This window comes from Streptomyces sp. NPDC056144, assembly GCF_042264145.1.
Taxonomy (GTDB): domain Bacteria; phylum Actinomycetota; class Actinomycetes; order Streptomycetales; family Streptomycetaceae; genus Streptomyces.
Genome location: NZ_JBHJVF010000001.1, coordinates 315,681 through 334,646, shown reverse-complemented (window position 1 = coordinate 334,646; position 18,966 = coordinate 315,681). Strand labels below are relative to the sequence as shown.

Below are 18,966 nucleotides of genomic sequence, written 5' to 3'. Positions count from 1 at the left end.
CCGTCACCGCTCGGCCTGGAGCAGCTTCGGGATCTGGAGGGTGCGGAGCTGGTCGCCGGGGCGGAGCTTCGGGCCGTTGGCCCACTCCATGGTGACGAGCGGGGCGTCACCGCTGCCCGTGTCGACGGTGGCCCCGGCGAGGCGCTCGCCGGAGGCGGTGACGGTGCGGAGCTTGTCGGCGGTGCGGCGGGCGGCTTCCGGGTCGGTGGTCAGTGCGCAGAGCCGTTCGCGCGACGAGCCGTCGGCCTGGGCGTGGGCACCGATCGCGTACAGGGTCACGTCGCGGGTCTGGGACTCGTTGCCCTTGCCGAAGAACGTGGCCGTGTACGGGTCGTCGCCGAGGCAGCGGGCGACGGCCTGGTAGGCGGGGTCGTCGGCGACGGACTTCGCGGGCGCGGCGAGGGCGGGCGGGGACGCGATCCGCGAGGCCGAGGCGGCACGGACCGTCGCGGAGACGGCGACCTGTCCGGCGTCCTCGCTCCTGAGGAGCTTTCCGCCGTCGGTCGTGCCCTCCGTGTAGCCGAGCTTCTTCAGGGCGCCGGTCACGGCATCGGTGTCGAAGCGCCCGGCGAGCCGCCAGCGGTCGGAGCCGATCTGGAGGGAGGTGACCACGTCGTTCTCGTCGAAGCCGTGCGACTGCTTCAGGGGGACGTTCTCGTAGCGGGACTGGGTCAGCTCGGGGATGCCGTACCCGTCGAGCCCGCCGTACAGCTCCTTGTCCTTGGCCACCAGCTCCCGCGCCGCCTTCACGTCCCAGTAGGAGAGGGTCGTCCCCGCGTCCGCTTCCGGCGCGGTCTTCAGGGCGGCGGTCAGACCGGCCCGGGGCGCCGCCCCTCCGGAGGCGTCGGCGGAGTCGTCGCCGCAGGCGGTGGCCGTGACGCCCAGGACGCCGATCAGCGCCGTCGCGGCGATCCCCCTCAGGACCCTGCGTCCGTTCCGCTTCATGCGCGTCCTCCCGTGTCGGCACCGGCGGATCCCGGTGGTAGGGATCGCCCCAGAAGGGTAGTGGGTCCGCGGAGCGGCCCCACGGGTGGGCCGGACGACGGTGTGGCGAAGGGACGGTCGGGAGTGCGGGACGACGGTACGGAACGGAAGGCCCTGTCGGCGGCGGAGCTGTTCGACGACCTGGGCATCGCGTACGAGCGGGCCTTCGGGCACCTTCCGGCGCAGCTGGAGGCGATCGACTGGCTCACGGCGCGGCTGCGTCCGGGGGCGGCGGTGCTCGACGTCGGCAGCGGTACGGGACGCCCGGTGGCCGACCGGCTGTCCGCGTCCGGCTTCGACGTGACCGGGATCGACGTGTCCCGGACGATGGTCGAGCTGGCCCGCGAGCAGGTGCCCGGGGCACGGTTCGAGCACTGCGGAGTCCTCGAGTACGACGCTCCGCCGGGGACGTACGACGCCGTCTGCGCGTTCTTCCCGCTCCTCGTGATGAGCCGGGCGGAGGTGGCGGCCGCGCTGGAGCGGCTCGCGGCGTGGGTGGCCCCGGGCGGGTACCTGGTGACGGCGACGGTTCCGGCGGACGTGGAGGACGTCGAGATCGAGTGGATGGGGAGCCGGGTGCGGGTCTCCAGCTTCTCGGCGGAGGAGTACGTGCGGCGGATCCGGGAGGAGTGCGGTCTGGAGGTGCTCCACCAGGCCGTCTCGGTCTTCCAGCCGGAGGACGACCGGGCGGGCCCGGAGGAGCACGTCTTCTGTTACGCCCGCCGGGCGGAGTGACCCCGCCCGGCCCTGCTCACTCCTCCCAGGGCGGCGGCCCGAAGTCGTCGAGGTCGGCGGGCGGCTCTTCGTCGAAGTCGAAGTGCGGCTCGTCGGCCCGGGCGGGAGCGGGGACGCGGGCGGGAGCGGAGGCGCGGCCAGGCGCGGGGGTACGGGCCGGGGCGGGGGCCGCCGCAGCCGGTGCCGGTGCCGCCGCCGCGGGCGTCGCAGGGGTCGCGGGCGTCGCGGGCGCCTCGCACTCCGCGAGGGCCGCGAGGACCCCCTCGCCGTACTTCCCGAGCTTGGCCTCGCCGACGCCGCCGACCGTGCCGAGCTCCGCGACCGTCGTCGGGAACAGCGTCGCGATCTCCCGGAGCGTGGCGTCGTGGAAGACGACGTACGCCGGGACGCCCTGCTCCTTGGCGGTCGCCGCGCGCCAGGCGCGGAGGGCCTCGAAGACGGGGACGGCGGCGGCCGGCAGGTCGACCGGGACGCGGGAGCTCTTGCCGGAGGACCGGGAGCCGGACTCCTTGCGGGAGACGGCCGGCGCCTTCTCCTTCCGCATGGCGACGGTCCTGCGCCCGCCGAGGACCTCGCCGCTGCCCTCGGTCAGGACGAGCGTGCCGTAGTCGCCCTCGACGCCGATGAGCCCCTGGGCGAGGAGCTGGCGGACGACCCCTCGCCACTCGGCCGTGCCGAGGTCGGCGCCGACGCCGAAGACCGACAGGCCGTCGTGGTCGAACTGGATGACCTTGGCCGTCCGCTTCCCCTGGAGGATGTCGATGATCTGCCCGGCGCCGAACTTCTGGCGCCGCTCCTTGGCGAGCCGCCACACGGTGGAGAGCAGCTTCTGCGCGGCGACCGTGCCGTCCCAGGACTCGGCCGGGTTCAGACAGGTGTCGCAGTTCCCGCAGGGCTCGCCGGACTGGCCGAAGTAGGCGAGGAGCCGGACGCGGCGGCAGTCGACGGTCTCGCAGAGCGCGAGCATGGCGTCGAGGTGGGTGCCGAGGGAGCGGCGGTGCGCCTCGTCGCCCTCGGAGGCGTCGATGAGCTTGCGCTGCTGGACGACGTCCTGGAGGCCGTACGCCAGCCAGGCGGTGGCGGGCTCGCCGTCGCGGCCCGCGCGGCCGGTCTCCTGGTAGTACCCCTCGACCGACTTGGGCAGGTCGAGGTGGGCGACGAAGCGGACGTCCGGCTTGTCGATGCCCATGCCGAAGGCGATGGTCGCGACGACCACGACCCCGTCCTCCCGGAGGAAGCGCGCCTGGTTCGCGGCGCGCGTGCGGGCGTCCATGCCCGCGTGGTACGGCACGGCGTCGATGCCCTGCTCGACGAGGGCGGCGGCGGTCTTCTCGACGGAGGAGCGCGAGAGGCAGTAGACGACGCCGGCGTCCCCGTCGTGCTCGGCCCTGATGAGGTCGAGGAGCTGCTTGATCGGGTTGTTCTTCGGCACGATCCGGTACTGGATGTTCGGCCGGTCGAAGCCCGCGACGAAGTGCTTGGCCTCCTCCAGGCCGAGGCGCGCCGCGATCTCGGCGTGGGTGGCCTCGGTGGCGGTCGCGGTGAGCGCGATCCGGGGCACCTTGGGCCAGCGCTCGTGGAGCATCGACAGGGCCAGGTAGTCGGGCCGGAAGTCGTGGCCCCACTGGGCGACGCAGTGCGCCTCGTCGATCGCGAAGAGGGAGACCTTGCCGCGGTCGAGGAGCCGCTGCGTGCCCTCGGTGCGCAGCCGCTCGGGGGCGAGGTAGAGCAGGTCGAGCTCGTCGGCGAGGAAGGCCTGCTCGACGGCCTGCCGCTCGTACGTGTCCTGCGTCGAGTTGAGGAATCCGGCGCGGACGCCGAGCGCCCTGAGGGCGTCGACCTGGTCCTGCATGAGGGCGATGAGCGGCGAGATGACGACGCCGGTGCCCTCCCTGACGAGCGCCGGGATCTGGTAGCAGAGCGACTTGCCGCCGCCGGTGGGCATCAGGACGAGCGCGTCGCCGCCGCCGACGACCTGCTCGATGATCTCCTGCTGCACGCCTCGGAAGGAGCTGTAGCCGAAGACGCGGTGGAGCACCTGCGTGGCGTCGGAGACCTGGGCGGTTTCGTCGGAAAGGACCATTCGTGAAGACTAGCGGCCCCCACCGACACCCCGGTCCCGCCCGCCGGAACCTGTGGAAAACTCCGCCCACAGCGCGACGGCGCCGGCGGTGACCGGCACGGCGACCCATCCGGGCTCGCGCCCGTCCCCGTCCCCGCCCCCGTCCCCATCCCCGTACCCGTCCCACCAGACGCCCTGCCCGACGTCCAGCGGGCTCTCCCCCGCGCCCGTCCGCCACTGCCCGTGCAGGACGTAGAACACCCCGGCGCGGCCGCTCGCCGACGTGACGGGCCCGGTGGTCCGCTCGACGCGGCCCGCCCGGTCGCCGGGGCCCCGCCGCACCATGATGTTGAAGGCCCGGCAGGGGCCGCCGCGCAGCTCGGCGGCGAGCTCCAGGTCCCCGGAGAACTCCAGGGGCTCCCCCACCCGCGCGGTCCGGTCGTACGCCCCGGGGGCCACGAGCCGCACCCCGTCGCCGGAGAGGAGCGTGAACGTCCGGTCGATCCCCGGGAACGCCGAGAACGGCCCGTCGCCGTCGATGTCGGCGACGCTGGCCCTCCACTGGAACTCCTCGGCGCCGGCCGGCCACGAGACGATCTCCCGCGTGGCGCCGCCCCCGTTGCGCCACCGGCCCGCCGTCAGGGTCTCGACGTCGTAGGGGTGGCGCATGCGGGGGCTCCTGTCGGCCGGCGGATCAGTACGCGGATCAGTACACGGTAATGAACTTGGCGAGGCTCGGTACCCCCTGGCCGTTCAGCGCGAAGAGCATGTACGTACCCGGGAGGGCCGCCCCCTTGTCGGCCGGGATGGACACCTTGTACGTGCCGGTGCCCGCCGCCGTGGACGTCAGCGGGACCCGCCGCTGGTCGTTGTCCGTCGAGTGGGTCGCGGCGGCGGCCCGCATCAGGACGAAGGAGGACACCGTTCCCTGGGTGGTGACGGTGAGCGTGGTGCCGGCGGCCGCACGGGCCGGTACTCCGCCGGTGACGACGGGACGCGGCTTCTGCGTACCGTCCGCGTTGAGCAGGTACGGCGGGGTGAACACGGCCCCGTCGGCGTGGTTGGTGGCGCAGTCGCCGCAGAGTCCGCCGCCGCCGGAGAAGATCCGTCCGTCGGGCAGCAGGTTCGCGACGCTGTGGTAGTTGCGCGGGATGGCCATGGTGGCGAGCGGGGTGAAGCGGCCGGTCGCCGGGTTCCACAGCTCGGGGGTCAGCACGGACGTGGCGTCGCTGAACGGCACGGGGAACGACTGGCCTCCGAAGACGGCGACCTTGCCGTCGGGCAGGACGACGCTGTTGGAGAAGCCGCGGGCGTGGCTCATGTCGCCGGTGCGCGCGGACCGGGCCTGTCCGCCGGCGATGTTCACGGTGTACGCGCGCGGGGTGGCGGGGACGTTCTGGTAGGCGGTCGAACCGCCCAGGGTGAGCAGTTTGCCGATGTCGTACGCGACGGCGTTGCCGGTCATGGCGTCGGGGCTGTCGGCCCGGAGTCCGGCGGGGACGAGGGTTCCGGCTCCACTGGTCGTGATCCAGTTCATCTGCTTGCTCGGCCCCAGGTGGAGCACCCGGCCGCCGGTGGTGGCGTACAGCCACATGTGGTTGTCGGCGCGGTAGGCGCCGGCCGGGTCGGCCGTCATCGCGGGGGCGGCGGGAACGCCGGGGAGCGTGCGCCAGGTGCGGGTGGACGGGGACCAGACCTCGCCGGACTTGTCGCCCGGGGTGCCGCTCCAGGAGCCGCCGAGGACGAAGGCCTCGCCGGTGGAGAGCAGGGTCATGGCCTGGTAGCCGCGGGCGATCTTCATGTCCGCCGTCGCGGACCAGGTGTCGGTGACCGGGTTGTAGATGCTCGCCTTCTGCGCGTTGCTGCCACCGGTGACCAGGACCCTGCCGTCGGCGAGCATGGCGATGCCCGGGCAGAACATGTCGTGGCCGGTGTTGTCGATGCGGCGCTGGGTGACCTGGCCGGTCTTCAGGTTCAGGATCGCGGTCTGGGTGTAGCCGTTGCTGCCGCCGAAGCGGTCGACGGAGTACGCCGACCAGGCCAGGAGCTTGTCCCCGGGCAGGACGGCGGTGGCCACCGGCACGAGGGGGAAGCCGGTGATGCGGCTCCAGGAGCCGTGGGCCGCCGGGTTGGCCGGTCCGCTCAGGCGTATCTCGGCGACGGAGCTCCAGGCACCCCGGTTCCCGGCCTCGGTGGTCGCGGTCAGGCGTATGAACCGCGCGCTGACGGTACGGGTGAAGGTGGCGGTCTTGACGGTGTTGTCGTCGCGCCAGGTGCCCCGGGCCACGGGCGTGCCGAAGGCGATCCCGTCGGTGCTGGTGGTGATCGTGTAGGCCCCGACGCGGCCGTTGACGCCGTCTCTGCGGGGCTGGTAGACGAGGGCCGCGACGGATGCCGTGCGGTGCATGTCGATGGTGATGCTGTGCGGGAACGGGACCACGGTCGGGGAGTAGCGGCTGTGCCAGTGGGTGGCGGCGTCACCGTCGAGGACGTTGGCGGCGCGGCCGTTCGACCTGGTGGTCTCCTCGTCGCTCGCCGTGGCGGTCCAGCCGGTGCGCGGCAGGTCGACGGTGGCGGCCGGGGTGCCGGGGTCGCCGAGCAGGTTGATCTCCGCCGCGGAGCTCCATGGACCGCGGTTGCCGGCCTCGGTGACGGCGGTGAGGCGGACGAACCGCGCGCCCTTCGGGGCGAAGCCGAGGGTCTTGGCGGACGCGTCGTCCGCGAGCGTGCCGGTGGCGACCGGGCTGCCCCAGTTCAGGCCGTCGGCACTCAGGCTGATGCGGTACTCGCCGACGCGCCCGTTGATCCCGGTGGCCCGGGGCTGGTAGATGAGCGCCGAGACGACCGCCGTACGGTGCATGTCGATGGTGATGGTGTGCGGGAGCGGGGCGGCGGTGCCCGTCCACTTGCTGTGCCAGATGGTGGCCGTGCTGCCGTCGAGGACGTTGGCCGCGCGGCCGTTCTCGCCGACGGTCTCCTCGTCGCTCGCGGTGGCGGTCCAGCCGGTCCGACCGAGCACGGGAGCCGCCGGCTCCATGGCGTTCGCCGGCGCCACGGCGTGATGCGGCGACTGCTGCGCCACCTGCTGATCGGCGCCCGGCGACGGCGCGGACCTCGGATGCAGACCCCCCGGCCCCGGACTCGCCACTCCCAGCCAGGGCGTCAGCCCGACGAGCAGCGCACCGAGGGCGAAGGCCACGAGCAGGGGCGATCGCCGGAATGCCCGGGCGAGGATGGCGACGTTTCTGGGGTGCAAGCGGACCTCCAGGGAGATCGTGAACCGCTGACGATCCCCAGAAGATAGGGCAGTGCACATCAACTCGTAAGTCAAACAGTTGAGTTGACGCCATCTCGCCACCAGAGCCGGAACCTCCGGCTCCGCCACACCGGCCGGCGAGTCGCCCCTTCCCGGACCACACCGATATGGCCGACGCCCTCTTGCGGAGCGGTCCTAGGCTGGAGGCATGGCCACCGATCCCGCGCTGAGACAAGGCCCCGACTCGACGGATCTGGTCCTGCGCGCCGGACCGACCGGGCCGGTGTGGACCACGCTGACCTCTGCGGGGCCGGCCTTGGCCATTCCCCTCGTCCTGGGCGCGCCCACCCTGGTCGTCGCCGTCTGGATGGCGCTGGCCGGGGCACAGGCGTCGACCGTGTTCGCCGTAGTGGGGGTCATCGTCGGTCTGGAGTACCTGATCGGCTGGCCGGCGCTGGCCTTGTCCCGGGCCCGGGACATCCTGCGGGTGGAGTTCACACCGGCAGCCGGGGTGCCCACGTCCCTTCGGTTGGTCCGGGCCGCCCGACCGGACGCCTGGCTGCCCGTCGAGGCCCTGCGCCAGGTGCTGCTGACGCACAAGGTGGTGGAGCCGTACCAGGGGGATGACAAACCGGCCGTCTCCACGCTCACGCTGGAAATCACCCTGCAGGGCACCCCTGAGCGTCTCACGCTCCCGTTCGGTGGCGACCCGCAGCGGCTCGCCACCGCACTGAAGGATCTCCTCGGCCCGGCGGGGGTCATGGTGGCGCTGCGCACCGAACGCAGCACGCGCGATCGCCCACAGCCCAACTCCCGCTGGACCAGCGGTGGTTCGGCCTCGGCCGGCTCGGGAGGCGGCTGACCCCGGACTACTGCCGGGCGAAGTTCGCGGCGATCCGCTGCTGGATGTAGTCGGCCGCGGTGATCCGCGGGTAGCGGCCCTCCGGACCCTCGATCACCACGTCGCGGTCGGCCTGGGCGAAGAAGGCGATGCTGTGGCGGGCCGACCGGTCGTCGTCGGGACCCGGTGACCTGACGCGGTGGAAGTTGGAGGGGAGCCGGTCGTCGCTCCACCTCATCAGCATGTCCCCGATGTTGCAGGTGATCACGGAGTCGGCCGGTTCCACCGGTGTCCACTCCTGGGCCTCGGCCTCCTTGCCGGGGCACACCTGCAGGCCGCCCTGGCCGGTCCGCTGGAACAGCAGGGTCAGGCAGTCGAAGTCGGTGTGGGCGCCGGCCCGCCACACGTTCGCGGGGATCACGGCGTCGGCGGGGACCGCGAAGTAGTGCAGCATCCGCAGAGTGGACTGGTAGTTCGGGCTCGCCGGGTCGTGGGCGCGGGTGAAGAACCCGTCGGGGAGCCCCAGTCCGTCGGCGAAGCAGGACAGCACCCGCATCGCCAGGTCCCGGCAGCGCGCCTCGAAGTCCAGGACGCGCCGCCGGAAGCCGGGCAGGGTGTCGTCGGGCCACAGGCCGTCCATGTGCGGCCGGGTGACCTGGTACGACTCCTTCTGGTCGGGGGTCTTGACCGAGGGGCGGACCTGGGTCATCGATTCCCAGCCGGAGTTGAGGCCCTTCTTCAGACCATGCCGGGCCTTGACGTGCTCGGGGAGGGCGAAGAAGGCCTCGGCGTCGGCGAAGGCGCGGTCCACGACGTCGGGTTCGATGCCGTGGTTGACCAGCTGGAAGAAGCCGATGTCGGTGGCGGCGGCCCACAGTTCCTCGGTGATCTCCTCCTTGCGGAGGTCGAAGTCGGTGAGGTCGATGCGGCGGATCTCCCGAGCGGACGTCTCCGTCCCGGCCCCGCCCATGCGGGATTCCTTGGCCAGTTCTTCGAGTGTCTGGATGGTGTGGGTGGTCTGGGTGGTGTGGGTCACGGCGGCTGTCGCTCCTCGGACAGGGGGGGTGTACGGGATGCAGTCACCGCCCCTGCGATCCCCAGCGCGGGTGCTCAGATGCCCGCGTGCACGGTCGCGGCGGACCTCTTCGCGGGTCCGGCGCCGTGGGCTGGCGCGGGTCCCGGTCGCCGGGGCCCGCGCGCGATGTGTTCAGCCTGCACGGTGGGTGTTACCGGTGGGGGTCGTGCTGTTACACGGTGGTAAAGCTCGCGGGACCCTGGTCGAGGTCGTGAAACCGGCCGGTCAACCGCCGCAGGGACCGGAGCGGGTGAGCCCCGCCGCCAGCTCGTGCGAGGGGAGGCGGACGTGTTCTCCGTCGCGTACCAGCACCTCGCCGCCGACGAGTACGGCCGCCACCGTCCTGCTGCCGGCGCACGTCAGCAGCGTGGCGCCCGGGTCGCGGACGGGCAGGCAGGCGTAGTCGCGGTCGAAGCGGTGCAGGACGAGGTCCGCCCGCATGCCCGGCCGCACGCCGCCGTCGGGGTTCTCCTCGATGCCGAGGACCCGGTTCGCGCCGCCCGCCGCCATGGCGATCATCTCGGGGAACCCGAGCAGGTCCGCCTTGCGGTGTGCGGCGCGCTGCAGATAGGCGCCGATGCGCAGGGCCTCCAGGATGTCCTGGGTGTCGTTGCTGGCGGCCCCGTCGACGCCGAGGCCGACGCCGAGGCCGGCGTCGAGCATGTCGGGGACCGGTGCGATGCCGCTGCCGAGCCGCATGTTGCTCAGCGGGTTGTACGAGACGCCGACGCCGTGCCGGGCGAGAGTGGCACGTCCGGCGGCGTCGAGTTCCACGCAGTGCACGGCGAGGAGGCGGTCCCACAGGAACCCGGCGCGTTCCAGGTACTCGACGGCGCCGACTCCCGTGCGGTCGCGGCACAGGACGTCGTCCGTGGTGGTCTCCAGGAGGTGCAGCGAGACGGGCAGGGCGCGCTCCTCGGCGTACGCGCGTACGGTGCCCATGCCCTCCGGGGTCAGGCACCGGGGGTTGGGCACGGCGACGCCGATGTCCACCCGGCTGCCGCGGGTCCGCGCGATCAGCTCGTCGGTGTGGGCGAGGGCTTCCTCCAGCGGCTGCATCAGCCGCGGGTCGTAGCCCCATCTGCGGCTGGGGTCGGAGCGGTCGGCGACGCCCCGGCACAGCACGGCCCGTACGCCGCTGTCGTCGAGGGCCCGGAGCACCGCGTCGTGGACCTCGGGCGACGGGTGGGGCCACATGTGCTCGACGAGCGTGGTGGTGCCGCTGCGCAGTGCTTCGGCCGCGGCCGCGGCGGCGGTCGCGTACGCCCGCTCGGGAGTGAGGAGCGCCGCCTCCTCGCCGACGGCGCCCAGCCAGGCGAGGAGCCCGAGCCCCTCCCCGATGCCTCGCAGTCCCGCCTGGAAGAGGTGGGTGTGGGTGTTGACGAGGCCGGGCGTCAGGTGACCGCCGTGCCCGTCCAGGACATCTCCGGTGCAAGGGAGTTCGCCGTGCTCCGAGATCGCCGTGATCCGTCCGGCGGCGATGTGGACGTCCCTGCCGGGCAGCCAGCGGCCACCGGTGTGGACGGTGACGTCGGTGATGGTCGCGGGGTTCACCGGGCGGTCTCCTTCGGGTGGCGGGCCGCGCCCGTGTGGTGGAACAGGAGGTTGAGCAGGAACGCCACGACCCCGGTGACGGCGATGCCGCTGTCCAGGACGGTGCGCAGGTGGGAGGGGAGCGGCGCGTAGAAGTCCGGTGCGCCGACGGGGATCATGCCGAGCGCGAAGGCCAGGGCGACGGTCAGCAGGTTCCGCGGCTCGGTCAGGTCGGCGCGCGCGAGGATGCGCAGCCCGACCGCGCCCACGGTCCCGAACATGACGAGGGAGACCCCGCCGAGGACCGGCCCAGGGACGGCGGCGACGGCGGCCCCGAGGACGGGCACGAACGCGAGCACCACCATCGACGCGCCCGACAGCGCGACCACATGGCGGCTCTTCACCCGCGTCACGCTCACCAGGCCGACCGACTGACCGAACGTCACGATGGGGAAGGAGGCGAGCGCCCCCGACAGCACCGTGGCGGCCCCGTCCGCGCGCAGCGCCCGTACGACGGTGGGCGCGTCGTCGCCGCGGCCCACGATCTGGCCGACCGCGAGGGTGTCGCCGACGGACTCCACCATGTTCACGAGCTGCACGACGAGCATGGCGGCGATCGCGGGCACCACGAAGGTGGGGGCGCCGAAGACGGTCGGGTCGGGGGCGGTGACGAGACGGGCGTCCGCGACTCCCGATCCGTCGAACAGCCCCAGCGGCAGCGCGGCGGCGGTGCCCGCGGCCATGGCGAGGAGCACGGAGAACCGGGCGAGCGCGGGCGGCGCGAGGCGTTCCACGAGGACCGCGAGCAGCACCGTCCCGGCGGCGAGCGCGAGCCCGCGGCCGCCGGTGCCGGCGGGCTCGTGCCCGGCGACGAGACCGGCCGCCGAGGGCACGAGCGAGAACCCGATGACGGCGATGACCGTCCCGGTGACCAGCGGCGGGAACAGGTGCAGGCAGCGGCCGAACCAGGGCGCGACGGCCAGCGTCACCAGGCCGGAGACGACGGTCGCCCCGAACACGGCGGCGAGACCGTGCTGCCCGCCGATGAGGATGGCGGGGGTGATCGCGGTGAACGTGGAGCCCATCACGATCGGCAGCCGCGCCCCGAACCACTTCAGGCCCAGCGACTGCAGCACGGTGGCGACTCCGCTGACCAGCAGGTTCGCGCTGATGAGCAGGCGTATCCGGTCCTCGGGAAGATGGAGTGCGGTTCCCACGAGCAGCGGCATCGTGGCCATGCCCGCGTACGCGACGAGCAGGTGCTGCAGGCTCAGCGGCACGAGCCGTCGCCACGGGGGTCGTACGTCGACGGGGTGGGGCGCTTGGTGTGCGGGCGCGACGGCATGCTCGACCACAGCCATCGTTCCTCCTCGTAGCTCGGCGGAAGACGGCTGGTTAGCATCCGGGCAGGCTCCGCGCCGGGCACGCACCGGCCGTTGCAGCCATGACCGGTGTGGGAGCGACGGTAGGGAGGGGGTGTTTCGGCGGCATTGCGCTCAGGAAACCGCGGCGTACCCGAAGGCCGGGCTGCCCGGCCTTGCCGCCGAGCCCTGCCCCCAACCGGCCCCCGAAAACGAGTCAGGGGCCGTTTCAGATTTCTCTGAAACGGCCCCTGATCTGCGACTCTTTCGAGTCGGGACGACAGGATTTGAACCTGCGACCCCTTGACCCCCAGTCAAGTGCGCTACCAAGCTGCGCCACGTCCCGATGCGCGTCTCCCCCGGTTTTCCCCGGTGGCGGCGTGCAGGAAGAACATTACCTCACTCCTGGGGGCGGGATGACGCACGGGCTGTCACCGCTGCTTCGGCGAGGGCGTCCGCGCCGCAGGTGGTGGCCAGGGCGGCGGCCTTGTCGAAGGCGGCGGGGTCTCCGGTGGCGAGGGCCAGGTCGTAGTGGGCGCGTGCCTCCTCGTAGCGGGACGGGGAGGCGGCGAGGTGGGCGACGGCCTCGGTGAGGAGGCGGCGGGCCTCGGCGGGCTCGGCGAAGAGGGCCTGGCAGCGGAGGGCCTCGCCGAGGGCCGTGGGGGTGCCGAGGCGTTCGGCGTGGACGCGGGCCTCGGCGGCGATCCGGGCACCGCGCTCCGGGTCGGTCGGCGCCAGGGCGCGGGCCAGGTCGAAGGGCCACGGGGCCCAGACCACGTGGTGGCGGCCCCGGACGGTCAGCGCCTCGGCCGCCGCCTCCAGGGTGCGTACGGCCTCCTCGACGCGGCCCTCGGCGAGCAGGAGCTTCCCGAGGACGCTGGGGCCGTCGGGGAGCACGATCGCGCCGGGCCAGGGCGGGCCGAAGGAGTACTTGTCGGCGAACTCGCGCGCCTTGTCGACCTGGCCGCGGGCGAGGAGGGTGTCGACGAGGAGGCACACCGTGTCCCAGTGGACCGGCAGCCCGTCGCCGACCCGGTCGGCGAGGCGCAGCGCCTCCTCCAGGTGGTGCTGCGCGCCCGGAAGGTCGCCCTTGCGCCGGTGGGCGAGGCCGAGGAGGGCGCGGGCGAAGGCGAGGTGGGCGCCGCTCCAGCCGGAGATCTCGTACGCCCTGACCGCCTCGCCGAAGAGGGCCTCGGCCCGGTCGGTGCGGTCGGCGAAGGCGTACGCGATGCCGGTGAGCGCCGGGATCTCGAAGCCCCAGGCGGTGTCGGTCCAGCCCAGGCCGCGGGCGGGCAGGCCGTCCTTGAGGGCGCGGTCGCAGAGGCGTACGACCTCGTCGGCGGGTTCGCCCCGGAGCATCGCGTCGAAGCCGCGGACGGTGATGAGGGCCCGCTCGGAGTTCTCCTGGCCGGTGAAGCCGGCGGTGAGCTCGGCGAGGCGGCGGGAACGGGCCGGGCCGTCCTCCTCGGTCGCGACGAAGCCCTCGTACATGAAGTGGGCCGCCTGGAGGCGGCGCCGGTCGGTGCCGGGCGGGGTCCGCTCGATCTCGGCGGCGAGCGCGTCGGCCGCGTCCTGGAGCTGGTTGTTGTGGGCCAGCGCCTGGGCGAGCCGGTAGGTCGCGTCGATGCGCAGGTCGTCGCCGAGGCCGGGCAGGGCGAGCGCCGAGCGAAGGTGCAGGACCGTGGCGGCGGGCGCGGTGAGCAGAGAGGCGCAGCCGAGTTCGAACAGGACCTGGGCGTACGCGTCGGGGCCGGGCGGCTCTTCCATGGCCCGCTCCAGGCAGCGGCGGGCCGCGTCGGGGGCTCCGACGGCGAGGTGCTCCTTGGCCGCGTCCCGCAGGCGCTGGACCACGATCCGGTCGTCGTCCGGGTGGACTTCGAGGAGGTGCCGGGAGATGGCGGCGGCCCCGTACTTGGCCGATTCGAGGATCCAGGCGGCCTGGCCGTGCATGGCGGTCCTGGCGGCCTGCGACATCGAGCCGTAGACGGCGGTCGCGACGAGCGGGTGGGTGAACTCCAGCGGCGGCGACGCGGGCCGGCCGTCGGCCTGGTGGGGGACGAGGCTCAGGTGGGTGGCCCGGGCGCTCCGGCCGTGCGGCGGCGCGGCCACGATGCGGGCGTCGCGGAGCACGTTCGTGAGCTCGGCCACCTCGGCCGGCCTCATGCCGGTGAGCAGGGCGAGGAGCTCCGGCGTGCTGTCGGCGCCGAGGATGGCGATGCCGTACGCGAGGCGGGTCGGGGCGGGGCCGAGGTCCTGGAGGCGGGCGACGAGGCCGCCGCCCCTGGCGCCCGCGCCGAGGCCTTCGAGGAGGGAGGCGGAGCCCGCGACGGGTTCGAGCATCCGGTCGCGGGCCTTCGCGAGGAGTTCGACCGTCTCGTACGGGTTTCCGGTGGTGACCCGCCACAGCTCGCGGCAGAACGGTTCGTCGGCGTGGGCGCCGAGCGCCTCGCGGGCGAGTTCGGCGGTGGCCTCGTAGGTGAGGACGTCGAGGCCGAGGGTTCGGTGGGCGCGCTCGGCGAAGGCGGCGAGGAGCGCGGTGCGCTGGGCACGCCCGGTGGTGTCCGGGGTGTCGGGGGTGTTGGGGGTGTTGGGGACGTCTGGTGTGCCCGGTGCTTCGGGGGTGTCGGGGGCTTCCGCTGCCTGGGCGGCCGACGCGTCCGCCGGGGCCTCGCCGTCCTCCGTGACGGGGCGGTGGGCGAGGACGACGAGCGCGGGCAGCCGGCGGCCCCTGCGCGTCCTCGTGAAGACGTCGAGCCACGCGAGGGTCTCGGCGTCGGCCCAGTGGGCGTCGTCGACGAGGAGGACCGGGGGCTTGTGCCGCAGGCCGTCCGCGAGGCGGCCGAGGAGCCCGGCCAGGCCGTTCCGCACACCCTGCGGGTCGGCGGGCTCCTCGGAGGAGGCGAACGGCGAGGCCAGGCCGAGCGCGGGGGCGAGGAGGTCGAAGTGGTCGCCGAAGAGGCGGTTCAGCTCCTCGGCTCCGTACCCGTCGAGGGCGGGCTGGAGCAGTTGCCGCGTGAGGTGGAACGGGACCGAGGTGAGCGTCTCGCCGCCGCGGGCGGTGAGGATGGTGCACCGGTCCTGCGCGGCGCGGTGTATCTCCGCGAGGAGGGCGGTCTTCCCGACGCCCGCGTCGCCCCGGTAGACGAGGACGCCGCCTCGGGCGGGTTCGCCCGAGGCGGCGCCGGCGACGAGTTCCTCCACGGCGTGCGCGGCCGCGGCCAGTTCGGGGCCGCGTTCGAGAAGGAGTCCGGGCTCCGGGCAGGAGGAGGCCCTGAACGGCCTGGCGAGCGGCGACTGTTCGGGATGCGACGACACGGTGTTTCACTCCCCCACGAGTGCTACGAGCAAGACGCTCCCCCGGTCCGATCCGTGCAACCCGCACGGATCAGGGAGGCGTCGGACCGTTGAGCCTAGCGGTCCCGGTGCTTCCGGGGGCCACAATGGGCAGGTGAACCGGACCACGAGGGATCGCGACGAGGCGGGCAGGGCGCGCAGTGCGCGTCCCCGTGACGGGCTCGGCCGGCCGCTGCCGTACGGGGCCGAGGGGGTGCCCCGGCTGGCCGAGGGGGTCGTGCGGGCGCCGGAGGAGACCGTGCGGGAGGCGCAGCGGCTGCTCGACGCGGGGATGCCGTTCCACGCGCACGAGGTCTTCGAGGACGCGTGGAAGTCGGGTCCCGAGGAGGAACGCGACCTGTGGCAGGGACTGGCGCAGCTCGCGGTGGGTCTGACGCACGCCGCCCGGGGGAACCTGCCCGGCGGCGCCCGCCTCCTCCGCCGGGGCGCGGAGCGCCTCGCGGGCGGCTCGGGGGGCGGGGCGGGGAGCGGTTCCGGGACCGGTGAACCGTACGGGATCGATGTCGGCGGGCTGGTCGCCTGGGCGCGCGGTCTCGCGGCGCGCGTCGAGGCCGGGGCGGGGACCGCTACCGGCGTGGACGCGGCCGTGGAGGCGCCGCGGCTGCTCGGGGGTGCGTGAACGAGGGGCGTACGGGGGTGCGCGCAGGAGCGCGACCGCTCCCCGCACGCCCCCTCCTGTGACCGCGTGACCTTCTATGGCCGCCCGTCCGCGACCGTCACGCCCCCTTCGACAGCTCCGCCTGGAGCACCGTCGTGTGGCTGACCGACGGGTCCTTGGCCGCCGTCAGCAAGGTCAGCGTCTCGTCGGCCGCGCGGGCGCGCAGGCGGTCGAGGGCCGCCGCGGCCTCGGGGGCGGCGAGTTCGGCCTCGTAACGGCGGCGGAACTCCTCGTACTCGCCCTCGGGTCCGTGGTACCAGCGGCGCAGCTCCGTGGAGGGCGTCAGCGCTTTGGGCCACTCGTCGATGCGGGCGTCCGCCTTGGCGAGGCCGCGCGGCCAGAGGCGGTCGACGAGGACGCGTACCCCGTCCTCGGGCGACGGCGGCTCGTAGATCCGGCGGACACGGACGCCGGGGGTGCGGGAGGGCATCCCCCCAGGGTGCCGGACGGTCCGGCCGCTCAGCGGGCGGCGCGCAGTGCCGGAAGGAGGACGGCGTCCACGAATCCCTCCATCGTCGACTCCTCGGCGAACCGCTCCTCGAAGATCCGCTCGACGCGGAGCATGCCCATGAAGCAGGGCGCGACGAAGCCGATGGCCGGGTTGTCGGCGGCGATCTCGCCGCGCTCGACCGCGCGCGCCACGACGGCGTCGATCGCCGCGACCTCGGGCGCGATGACGGTCTCGCGGAGCGCGGCGCGCAGGTCGGGGTGCTGGATGTACGCCTGGGCGACGGCCTCCATCAGCTCGGCGTCGCGCTCGCGGTGGGAGGCGGCGACGCGGGCCGCCTCGTGGAGGTCCCCTTCGAGGGTGCCGGTGTCGATGCCGGCGAAGACGGTGCAGCGGCTCCGGGCGAGGGCGGCCGTGACGAGCTGCGGTTTCGTGCCCCACTGGCGGTAGAGGGTCGCCTTGCCGCACTTGGTGAGCGCCGCGACGCCTTCCATGGTCACCGAGTCGTAGCCGCCCTCCCGGAGAAGGCGGATCACCGCGTCGTACAGCTCGCTCTCGCGCTCCGGCGTGATCTTGCTGCGACGGGCGGCGGTGGTCGCGGCCTGCGTGGACATCGAACCCTCCCGAACACCTCTATCCCTGCACATACGAGAGTAGGGGGTGCACAATCGAGACGCAAACGTATCGAGACGTTTGCGTCTCGATGAAATCGGATCTAGGCTCACTCCGTTTTCCTGCTTTCCTGCCGGAAGCCCGGTACGCCGAAAGCCCAGTACGCCGAAAGCCCAGCACGAAGAAGAGGGGACGCGCGATGCCTGCCGGAATACGCCGGACACCAAGTCCCGCGGGCGACGACGCCACCGCGCGTCCGCCGCTCCTGCGCGAGTTCCTGCTCGTCTCCGCGCTCTTCCTCGTCTACAAGCTCGGCCGGCTCCTCGCCAACGGCCACGAGGCCGCCGCCTTCCGCAACGCCCACCGCGTCTGGGACGCCGAGCGCGTGCTGGGCCTGCCGAGCGAGGCGACGGTCCAGCACCTGCTGACGCAGGGCGGCGAGCCGCTGATCCGGATCGCCAACACGTACTACGCGGCCGTGCACTTCCCGGCCACGATCGCCTTCCTCGTCTGGCTGTACTGGCGCCGACCCGCCCACTACCTGTGGTCGCGCCGCGTCCTCGCACTCCTCACCGGCGCCGCGCTCGCCCTGCACCTCCTGATGCCGCTCGCGCCGCCCCGGATGCTCGCGGCGACCGGGCTCGTCGACACGGCGCGGGTGTACGGGCCTTCCGTGTACGGCGCCACGCCGGAGACCGACTCGATGGCGAACCAGTTCGCCGCCATGCCGTCGCTCCACTTCGGCTGGGCGCTCATGGTCGCCGTCGGCCTCATCGTCGCCACCCGCTCCCGCTGGCGCGTGCTCTGGCTGCTGCACCCGCTGCTGACGCTGCTCGTCGTCGTCGGCACCGCCAACCACTACTGGTTCGACGCGCTGGCCGCCGCCGCGCTCCTCGGCATCGCGCTGCTCGCCGTCCGGGCCCCCGCCCACGGCGACGACCCCGCACCCCCGTCCGTACCGCGCCCCCGTGACACGGCCACCACCGTCCTTCCGGCCGGAGTCCTGAGATGAACCCCGTCACCGGCACCGTCCTCGCGGTGCTCCTCTCCCTCGTCTCGGCCGCCGGGTACGCGCTCGCCGCCGTCGCCCAGTCGCGGCTCGCCGCCTCGTCCGCCGCACCGGCCGACGGACGCGGGGCACTGAAGGCGCTGCTCGCGCGCGGGCAGTGGTGGTGGGCCGTCGGCCTCAACGCCGCCGGGGCGCTCGCCCACGTGGCCGCCCTGCACTACGGGCCGCTGACGCTCGTCCAGCCGCTCGGCGCCCTGACCCTCGTGGCGGCGCTGCCGCTGGGCGCGTACTGCGCGCGGCGGCGGGTGACCCGTACCGAGTGGCGCGGCGCGCTGCTGACCCTCGGCGGGCTCGTCGGCCTGGTCGCCATGACCGGTCCGGCGGCGCCCGGGGAGGCCCTCAGCCTGCGCGAGGCGCTGGTCGTCGCGGCGGCGACGGCGCTCCTGATCGCGTTCCTGGCCTCCGGGGCGAGCCGTGCGGGCGCCGCCCGGGGCCGCGGGCTCGGGCACGCGACCGCCTCCGGGATCGCGTCCGGTGTCGCCTCCGCGCTCACCCAGACCCTCACGGCCGCGCTGGCCCTCGAACTGCCCGGCCACGCGCTCACGTGGTGGCAGACGACCCTGCTCGCGGTCCTCATCTCCGGCTTCGCCGCCGGCGGACTGCTCCTCTCCCAGGCGGCCTACCGGGGCGGGCTCGCCGCGCCGCTCGCCGTGGTCAACCTGTCCAACCCGGCCGCTGCGGCGGTCATCGGCGTGGCCCTGCTCGGCGAGACCTTCCGGGCCGGCGCGTGGGGCTGGCCCGTCGCGGCGGTCGCCGCGCTGGTCGCGGCGCGCGGGGTGATCCTCCTGACGAAGGGCGCCCCGCAGACCGCCGAGGCACCGGCCCCCTCCCCTGTCGTCGCGGGCTCGGCGCCGCGCGCGACCGCCCTTCCGCTCCCACTGCCCGAGGTGGAGCAGACGCCGGCGACGCTGGTCGGCTGATCCATTACGTCATATTGACGAAAATCAACGGAACCCCCTATCGTCACCATGACGACAA

15 protein-coding genes and 1 tRNA gene are annotated in these 18,966 nt (G+C 73.7%); 5 read left to right on the top strand and 11 right to left on the bottom strand.

The window, feature by feature from the left end:
- Window positions 1-3 precede the first annotated feature (3 nt).
- Complete coding sequence (locus tag ACFC0Z_RS01375; RefSeq protein ID WP_376431491.1) at window positions 4-945, bottom strand: hypothetical protein; 942 nt, start codon at window positions 943-945, stop codon at window positions 4-6.
- Window positions 946-1,068: 123 nt separating this feature from the next.
- Here ACFC0Z_RS01375 and ACFC0Z_RS01370 point away from each other — a divergent pair, with 123 nt between their 5' ends.
- Window positions 1,069-1,719 carry a class I SAM-dependent methyltransferase gene (locus tag ACFC0Z_RS01370; RefSeq protein WP_376431489.1) on the top strand — a complete coding sequence of 217 codons (651 nt, stop codon included), beginning with the start codon at window positions 1,069-1,071 and terminating at the stop codon, window positions 1,717-1,719.
- A gap of 16 nt (window positions 1,720-1,735) precedes the next feature.
- On the opposite strand, the gene recQ is transcribed toward ACFC0Z_RS01370, so the two are convergent.
- From recQ to ACFC0Z_RS01355, 3 genes are read right to left on the bottom strand one after another with little or no spacing between them, the layout of a single operon-like run.
- A complete protein-coding gene (gene recQ / locus ACFC0Z_RS01365; RefSeq protein ID WP_376431487.1) occupies window positions 1,736-3,802 on the bottom strand; it encodes a DNA helicase RecQ in 2,067 nt (688 codons plus the stop codon).
- Window positions 3,803-3,811: 9 nt separating this feature from the next.
- Complete coding sequence (locus ACFC0Z_RS01360; RefSeq protein WP_376431485.1) at window positions 3,812-4,450, bottom strand: HutD family protein; 639 nt, start codon at window positions 4,448-4,450, stop codon at window positions 3,812-3,814.
- 37 nt (window positions 4,451-4,487) lie between these two features.
- Complete coding sequence (locus ACFC0Z_RS01355; protein WP_376431483.1) at window positions 4,488-7,037, bottom strand: discoidin domain-containing protein; 2,550 nt, start codon at window positions 7,035-7,037, stop codon at window positions 4,488-4,490.
- 208 nt (window positions 7,038-7,245) lie between these two features.
- On the opposite strand from ACFC0Z_RS01355, the gene ACFC0Z_RS01350 reads away from it, so the two are divergent.
- Window positions 7,246-7,899: a hypothetical protein gene (locus tag ACFC0Z_RS01350; RefSeq protein ID WP_376431481.1), complete on the top strand. Its 654-nt coding sequence runs from the start codon at window positions 7,246-7,248 to the stop codon at window positions 7,897-7,899.
- A gap of 7 nt (window positions 7,900-7,906) precedes the next feature.
- Here the strand turns inward: ACFC0Z_RS01350 and ACFC0Z_RS01345 are convergent, their stop codons facing one another.
- The 5 genes from ACFC0Z_RS01345 to ACFC0Z_RS01325 form a co-directional block, all read right to left on the bottom strand.
- Window positions 7,907-8,914 carry an isopenicillin N synthase family dioxygenase gene (locus tag ACFC0Z_RS01345; protein ID WP_376431479.1) on the bottom strand — a complete coding sequence of 336 codons (1,008 nt, stop codon included), beginning with the start codon at window positions 8,912-8,914 and terminating at the stop codon, window positions 7,907-7,909.
- Between the two features lie 264 nt (window positions 8,915-9,178).
- Window positions 9,179-10,507 (bottom strand): amidohydrolase family protein, encoded by a 1,329-nt coding sequence (locus tag ACFC0Z_RS01340; protein WP_376431477.1) that lies wholly within the window; start codon window positions 10,505-10,507, stop codon window positions 9,179-9,181.
- The gene (locus ACFC0Z_RS01335; RefSeq protein ID WP_376431475.1) at window positions 10,504-11,847 is read right to left on the bottom strand and encodes a uracil-xanthine permease family protein; all 1,344 of its coding nucleotides are present in this window, start codon (window positions 11,845-11,847) and stop codon (window positions 10,504-10,506) included. Before ACFC0Z_RS01335 ends, ACFC0Z_RS01340 begins: the two co-directional genes overlap by 4 nt.
- 272 nt (window positions 11,848-12,119) lie before the next feature.
- Window positions 12,120-12,193 (bottom strand) — tRNA-Pro (locus ACFC0Z_RS01330).
- A 53-nt stretch (window positions 12,194-12,246) separates the two neighbouring features.
- Window positions 12,247-15,048: an AAA family ATPase gene (locus ACFC0Z_RS01325; protein WP_376433412.1), complete on the bottom strand. Its 2,802-nt coding sequence runs from the start codon at window positions 15,046-15,048 to the stop codon at window positions 12,247-12,249.
- Between the two features lie 247 nt (window positions 15,049-15,295).
- Here ACFC0Z_RS01325 and ACFC0Z_RS01320 point away from each other — a divergent pair, with 247 nt between their 5' ends.
- Window positions 15,296-15,820 carry a DUF309 domain-containing protein gene (locus ACFC0Z_RS01320; protein WP_376431473.1) on the top strand — a complete coding sequence of 175 codons (525 nt, stop codon included), beginning with the start codon at window positions 15,296-15,298 and terminating at the stop codon, window positions 15,818-15,820.
- Window positions 15,821-15,917: 97 nt separating this feature from the next.
- Here ACFC0Z_RS01320 and ACFC0Z_RS01315 read toward each other — a convergent pair whose 3' ends face one another.
- Window positions 15,918-16,289 (bottom strand): DUF488 domain-containing protein, encoded by a 372-nt coding sequence (locus ACFC0Z_RS01315; protein ID WP_376431472.1) that lies wholly within the window; start codon window positions 16,287-16,289, stop codon window positions 15,918-15,920.
- A 29-nt stretch (window positions 16,290-16,318) separates the two neighbouring features.
- Entirely contained in the window at window positions 16,319-16,921 is a 603-nt protein-coding gene (locus tag ACFC0Z_RS01310) for a TetR/AcrR family transcriptional regulator (protein WP_376431470.1), read from the bottom strand.
- 197 nt (window positions 16,922-17,118) lie between these two features.
- Here ACFC0Z_RS01310 and ACFC0Z_RS01305 point away from each other — a divergent pair, with 197 nt between their 5' ends.
- Window positions 17,119-17,931: a phosphatase PAP2 family protein gene (locus tag ACFC0Z_RS01305; protein WP_376431468.1), complete on the top strand. Its 813-nt coding sequence runs from the start codon at window positions 17,119-17,121 to the stop codon at window positions 17,929-17,931.
- Entirely contained in the window at window positions 17,928-18,908 is a 981-nt protein-coding gene (locus ACFC0Z_RS01300; protein WP_376431466.1) for a DMT family transporter, read from the top strand. Before ACFC0Z_RS01305 ends, ACFC0Z_RS01300 begins: the two co-directional genes overlap by 4 nt.
- Window positions 18,909-18,966: the final 58 nt, after the last annotated feature.